Annotated in this window: 7 protein-coding genes and 3 pseudogenes; 7 read left to right on the top strand and 3 right to left on the bottom strand. The window is 48.3% G+C overall.

Annotated features, from left to right (window positions below):
* From BGK49_RS08760 to sitD, 7 genes and pseudogenes are all read left to right on the top strand, one after another.
* On the top strand, positions 1–340 hold a 340-nt coding region (locus BGK49_RS08760), incomplete at its 5' end, for an integrase core domain-containing protein (RefSeq protein ID WP_032232706.1).
* Positions 341–381: 41 nt separating this feature from the next.
* Positions 382–486, top strand: a pseudogene (locus BGK49_RS29190) (porin); the annotation flags it as partial.
* 140 nt (positions 487–626) lie between these two features.
* Complete coding sequence (gene uspF / locus BGK49_RS08755) at positions 627–1,061, top strand: universal stress protein UspF (RefSeq protein WP_005040947.1); 435 nt, start codon at positions 627–629, stop codon at positions 1,059–1,061.
* Positions 1,062–1,617: 556 nt separating this feature from the next.
* Positions 1,618–2,532 carry an iron/manganese ABC transporter substrate-binding protein SitA gene (gene sitA, locus BGK49_RS08750; RefSeq protein ID WP_069375728.1) on the top strand — a complete coding sequence of 305 codons (915 nt, stop codon included), beginning with the start codon at positions 1,618–1,620 and terminating at the stop codon, positions 2,530–2,532.
* On the top strand, positions 2,532–3,359 hold the full coding sequence (sitB, locus tag BGK49_RS08745) for an iron/manganese ABC transporter ATP-binding protein SitB (RefSeq protein WP_000983723.1): 828 nt from the start codon (positions 2,532–2,534) through the stop codon (positions 3,357–3,359). The genes sitA and sitB overlap by 1 nt, the downstream gene beginning before the upstream one ends.
* Positions 3,356–4,213 carry an iron/manganese ABC transporter permease subunit SitC gene (gene sitC, locus BGK49_RS08740; protein WP_001101727.1) on the top strand — a complete coding sequence of 286 codons (858 nt, stop codon included), beginning with the start codon at positions 3,356–3,358 and terminating at the stop codon, positions 4,211–4,213. The genes sitB and sitC overlap by 4 nt, the downstream gene beginning before the upstream one ends.
* The gene (gene sitD / locus BGK49_RS08735; RefSeq protein WP_000968134.1) at positions 4,210–5,067 is read left to right on the top strand and encodes an iron/manganese ABC transporter permease subunit SitD; all 858 of its coding nucleotides are present in this window, start codon (positions 4,210–4,212) and stop codon (positions 5,065–5,067) included. Before sitC ends, sitD begins: the two co-directional genes overlap by 4 nt.
* A 200-nt stretch (positions 5,068–5,267) precedes the next feature.
* Here the strand turns inward: sitD and BGK49_RS31650 are convergent.
* The 3 genes and pseudogenes from BGK49_RS31650 to BGK49_RS31645 form a co-directional block, all read right to left on the bottom strand.
* Positions 5,268–5,351 (bottom strand): annotated as a pseudogene (locus tag BGK49_RS31650) (DUF4376 domain-containing protein); the annotation flags it as partial.
* A gap of 33 nt (positions 5,352–5,384) precedes the next feature.
* Positions 5,385–5,609, bottom strand: a pseudogene (locus BGK49_RS08730) (transposase domain-containing protein); the annotation flags it as partial.
* Between the two features lie 31 nt (positions 5,610–5,640).
* On the bottom strand, positions 5,641–5,712 hold a 72-nt coding region (locus BGK49_RS31645), incomplete at its 5' end, for a hypothetical protein (protein WP_369803737.1).

The following is a 5,712-nucleotide window of genomic DNA, read 5'->3' as shown; positions in this document are numbered from 1 at the left end:
CCGTCGACCGTCCGGCACGGTCCATCACAGTGATAAAGGTTCTCAGTATGTATCGCTGGCCTACACACAGCGGCTTAAGGAAGCCGGATTACTGGCATCAACAGGAAGTACAGGCGACTCGTATGACAACGCGATGGCGGAGAGCATCAATGGTCTTTACAAAGCGGAGGTAATACACCGTAAGAGCTGGAAAAACCGTGCAGAAGTGGAACTGGCCACACTCACGTGGGTGGACTGGTATAACAATCGACGATTGCTGGAAAGGCTGGGCCATACTCCTCCGGCAGAAGCAGAAAAAGCTTATTATGCTTCCATCGGAAACGATGATCTGGCAGCCTGAGTTCACAGATAAAACACTCTCCAGGAAACCCGGGGCGGTTCATTGACTATAAAATCAACCTGTTGGATGAAGATGACAGCTTCTACGCTGCCAATGGCATCTCTACCGATGATATTGTCGCTTTAGGTCTGGTTTATCAGTTCTAAATCCTCCTGCCCGCTGTTATGGCGGGCTTTTTCTGCTTATTCTTCCTCCTTTGATCTAAATTAAAAATGTGAACTCCATCATTACACAAAAAGTGTCATCTGGCGTTACACTTTATGCGGATACTAAAACAGGAGGTTTTATGAACAGAACGATTCTTGTCCCTATCGATATTTCCGATTCAGAATTAACTCAACGCGTGATTAGCCACGTTGAGGCAGAGGCAAAGATTGACGATGCAGAGGTTCATTTCCTGACGGTAATACCTTCACTGCCCTACTATGCCTCTCTGGGTTTAGCGTATTCCGCAGAATTACCGGCAATGGATGACCTGAAAGCGGAAGCCAAATCGCAACTGGAAGAGATCATTAAAAAATTTAAACTGCCAACCGACAGAGTGCATGTCCATGTTGAGGAAGGCTCGCCCAAAGACCGCATTCTGGAATTGGCGAAGCAGATCCCCGCTCATATGATCATCATTGCTTCCCATCGACCGGATATCACCACTTATCTGCTCGGTTCCAACGCCGCAGCTGTAGTGCGTCACGCAGAGTGCTCCGTGCTGGTTGTGCGCTGACACTAACGCCCGCACATTGCTGCGGGCTTTTTGATTCATTTCGCAAATGTGCTGACATTTTCCCCTCTAATCCGTACCATACACGCCACTGTTTTTATATCAGATTTCTTATGCTGGGCATTCCGGCATGACGCATACTCTTCTGATGCCATATAACGAATTGAGTCGCTTTTAAATGTCGCAAAATCAAGAAATTAGTAAGAAAGAACAATACAACCTGAACAAGTAAGGGCAAAAATCACAACTATCTGACTCATAAGTATTTTATTTATTTTTCAATATGTTAAACATTATCAGCGACAACAATAAGCTACGATAACCCACTCTTTTTTTGCCCCATTTTTGCCATCAACAATTTTCCTCATAAAGTCATTTCAAAGCCTAATAGCTGCTCTACTTTTTTCCTCAATATCATGTCGCCAGCAGGAAACAACCTAATACCTGTTTTAGGCCTCAAAGCTGTTAGTGATAATTATTTTCATTTTGTATAGGTTATGCTATAAAACATAGCCGTTGCTATGTTTGTTCTAATTTTGCTCACTATAGGTACTAAATTATGCACTCAATAAAAAAAGTAACCATGCTCTTGGGGTGCCTCGCCCTCACCTGCTCGATCGCATTTCAGGCAAGTGCAACTGAAAAATTCAAGGTCATTACAACATTTACCATCATCGCGGATATGACCAAAAACGTGGCTGGAGATGCTGCAGAAGTCTCATCCATAACCAAGCCTGGTGCAGAAATTCATGAGTATCAGCCTACCCCTGGCGATATTAAACGTGCACAGGGGGCACAACTGATTCTCGCCAATGGTATGAATCTGGAATTGTGGTTCCAACGCTTTTACCAGCATCTCAATGGGGTTCCAGAAGTAATTGTCTCTTCGGGTGTGACGCCAGTAGGGATCACCGAAGGACCCTATGAGGGCAAACCTAATCCCCATGCATGGATGTCGCCAGATAATGCTCTGATTTACGTCGATAATATTCGTGATGCGTTGATAAAATACGATCCGGCAAATGCACAAACCTACCAACGTAATGCCGATACTTATAAAGCCAAGATTACCCAAACCCTTGCCCCCCTGCGTAAGCAGATTACGGAACTCCCTGAGAATCAGCGATGGATGGTCACCAGTGAAGGGGCTTTTTCTTATCTCGCACGCGATTTGGGGCTAAAAGAGCTTTATCTGTGGCCGATTAATGCCGATCAACAAGGAACACCGCAGCAGGTACGTAAGGTTGTTGATATAGTTAAGAAAAATCATATCCCGGCAGTCTTTAGCGAGAGTACGATTTCCGATAAACCAGCGCGTCAGGTTGCGCGTGAAACCGGCGCACACTACGGCGGTGTGCTCTATGTCGATTCCCTGAGCACAGAAAACGGCCCGGTACCTACGTATATCGACCTTCTTAAGGTTACTACCAGTACGCTGGTACAGGGAATTAAAGCCGGGAAAAGGGAGAAATAATGATGCAATCTGCAGGCATTGTCGTTAATGATGTTACTGTCACCTGGCGTAACGGGCACACAGCACTGCGCGATGCATCCTTCACAGTACCAAGTGGATCTATTGCCGCTCTGGTTGGGGTAAACGGTTCCGGAAAATCGACGTTGTTTAAAGCGATTATGGGATTTGTGCGTCTGACCAGCGGAAAGATATCTGTTCTGGGTATTCCCACGCGACAGGCGCTACAGAAAAACCTGGTTGCCTACGTCCCTCAGTCAGAAGAGGTTGACTGGTCATTTCCTGTACTGGTGGAAGATGTGGTGATGATGGGCCGCTATGGGTATATGGGTATGTTGCGTATAGCCAAAAAGAGGGATCGTCAGATTGTCACCGATGCGCTGGAACGTGTCGATATGGTGGATTTTCGCCATCGTCAAATCGGCGAGCTTTCCGGTGGACAAAAGAAACGCGTCTTTCTGGCGAGAGCGATTGCACAGCAGGGTGATGTGATCCTGCTGGATGAACCTTTTACCGGCGTTGATGTGAAAACCGAAGCGAAAATCATCAGCCTGTTGAGGGAGTTACGCGCGGAAGGCAAAACGATGCTTGTCTCAACGCACAATCTCGGCTCAGTCACGACATTTTGCGATTATACGGTCATGGTCAAAGGCACCGTCCTGGCAAGCGGGCCGACAGACACCACTTTTACAGCCGAGAACCTGGAGCTGGCTTTTAGCGGCGTACTGCGCCATGTCACACTTAACGGCTCGGAAGAAAGCATTATTACTGACGATGAACGCCCTTTTGTGGCACATCGACCGTCAGCGGTGCAGAGGGAAGCAAGATGAACGTGCTACTGGAACCCTTCAGCTATGAATATATGCTCAATGCGATGTGGGTCTCGGCAATGGTCGGCGGTCTCTGCGCTTTCCTGTCATGCTATCTGATGCTAAAAGGCTGGTCGCTGATTGGCGATGCGCTGTCGCACTCTATTGTCCCGGGTGTTGCGGGGGCATATATGCTGGGGCTTCCGTTTTCTCTGGGAGCCTTCTTTTCCGGCGGACTGGCAGCGGGCAGCATGCTGTTTCTTAACCAACGCACCCGCTTAAAAGAAGATGCCATCATCGGCCTGATCTTCTCGTCCTTTTTTGGCCTGGGGCTGTTTATGGTGTCATTGAACCCGACATCCGTGAACATTCAGACCATCGTCCTGGGCAATATTCTGGCAATCGATCCGGCGGATATCCTGCAACTCACTATCATTGGCATTCTCTCGATCATCGTGCTTTTTTTCAAATGGAAAGATCTTATGGTGACCTTTTTCGACGAGAATCACGCCCGTGCTATTGGATTACATCCGGGCAGATTAAAAATCCTCTTCTTCACCCTGCTGTCGGTTTCGACCGTTGCGGCGCTGCAAACGGTTGGTGCCTTTCTGGTGATCTGTCTGGTGGTGACTCCCGGTGCAACAGCATGGTTGTTAACCGATCGTTTTCCCCGCCTGCTCATAATTGCTGTAACTATTGGCAGTGTAACCAGTTTCCTCGGCGCGTGGGTCAGTTACTTTCTGGACGGCGCGACAGGTGGAATCATCGTGGTGGCGCAGACACTGCTGTTTCTTTTAGCATTTGTATTTGCGCCCACCCATGGACTTTTGGCAAATCGTCGGCGTGCGCATAAAGCGCTGGAGGATCGCTTATGATGGCATTATTACTGGAGCCACTGCAGTTCACCTTTATGAGTCACGCACTGCTGATTTCACTGGTAGTTTCCATACCCTGTGCGCTGCTGTCGGTCTTTCTGGTCCTGAAAGGTTGGGCACTGATGGGTGACGCGATGAGTCATGCGGTTTTTCCTGGCATCGTGCTTACCTGGATTCTGGGGTTACCTCTGGCTACAGGGGCATTCGTCGCCGGAGTATTCTGCGCGGTGGCGACGGGATACCTGAAAGACAACAGCCGAATCAAGCAAGATACAGTTATGGGGATTGTTTTTTCTGGCATGTTTGCCGCAGGTCTGATCTTGTATATTGCAATCAAACCAGACGTACATCTTGACCATATTCTTTTCGGCGACATGCTCGGGATAACCATCGGCGATATAATCCAGACGGTGATTATTGCCGGGCTGGTTACACTTGTTATTAGCGTAAAATGGCGGGATTTTTTGCTGTTCAGCTTTGATTATCAACAGGCGCAGGTAAGCGGTTTGCATACGAGATGGCTGCATTATGGGCTGCTGTGCATGGTTTCCCTGACCATTGTGGCGACGCTGAAAGCAGTAGGTATCATTCTCTCTATTTCTCTGCTCATTGCGCCTGGCGCCATTGCAGTACTCCTGACACAACGCTTTCATATTGCGCTCCTACTGGCGACTGGCATATCGGTAATAGTGTCAATGACTGGTGTCTGGCTGTCCTTTTTTATCGACAGCGCACCAGCTCCGACGATTGTCGTCTTATTCGCGGTCGTGTTCATCATGACGTTTACCGTTACCAGCATCAACGCACGCACAAAGGGAAACGCCCATACACAGGATCTGTTATCACCCAATTAGCACAATATCCGAGGACAGCATCGTCCGCCAGCCTACAGAAGTCCGGAAAGCCATGGAAGGTCGTTGGGAGGAGGTACGAATTCTATCATGCAAAAAATACGTAAAATCGATAACGCCTAGAAATCATTCAATACTCGCACTATCGAAAGTTTACCAGCTAACCGCGGCACGTTCCTGCATACGACGTGCCGCAGCTTCTGTTATTCCACGATAAAATTCCTAACCGAATTCAAATCCTTCAGACTATTCAGCTCTTCCTTCAGCTCCCGCTGACGGCGATAAATCGTAAGCGCCCCGAGAAGTACGTAGCGTAAGGATTATTTTACAGACGAGAAGTTCCAGGGCAGCAGTTCATGCACTTGGTTCGACGGCCAGTCATTGAGCTTCTCGATCACTTCGCGCAACCAGTCCTCCGGCTCCACTTCGTTCTGTTTGCAGGTGACCAGCAGACTGTAGATGATCGCCGCACTTTCTCCTCCCTTGTCTGAGCCGAAAAAGAGATAATTTTTTCTTCCAACCGCCACCGATCGTAACGCGTTTTCAGTAAGCGTCAACGGAGCACCGTATTGACGCTTATTTATTGGTGAGTGCTACGTTCCATGGCAGGAGTTCGTCAACACGGTTGGAAGGCCATTCCGGCAGTAC

Source organism: Shigella sp. FC1544 (assembly GCF_001722145.1).
Lineage (GTDB): Bacteria > Pseudomonadota > Gammaproteobacteria > Enterobacterales > Enterobacteriaceae > Escherichia > Escherichia coli.
This window is presented reverse-complemented; position numbering and strand designations above follow the sequence as displayed.

What these genes read in the sequence shown, in the direction of transcription:
- uspF (WP_005040947.1), top strand. Translation starts at nt 627, where the DNA reads ATGAACAGAACGATTCTTGTCCCTATCGATATTTCCGATTCAGAATTA.
- sitA (WP_069375728.1), top strand. Translation starts at nt 1,618, where the DNA reads ATGCACTCAATAAAAAAAGTAACCATGCTCTTGGGGTGCCTCGCCCTC.
- sitB (WP_000983723.1), top strand. Translation starts at nt 2,532, where the DNA reads ATGATGCAATCTGCAGGCATTGTCGTTAATGATGTTACTGTCACCTGG.
- sitC (WP_001101727.1), top strand. Translation starts at nt 3,356, where the DNA reads ATGAACGTGCTACTGGAACCCTTCAGCTATGAATATATGCTCAATGCG.
- sitD (WP_000968134.1), top strand. Translation starts at nt 4,210, where the DNA reads ATGATGGCATTATTACTGGAGCCACTGCAGTTCACCTTTATGAGTCAC.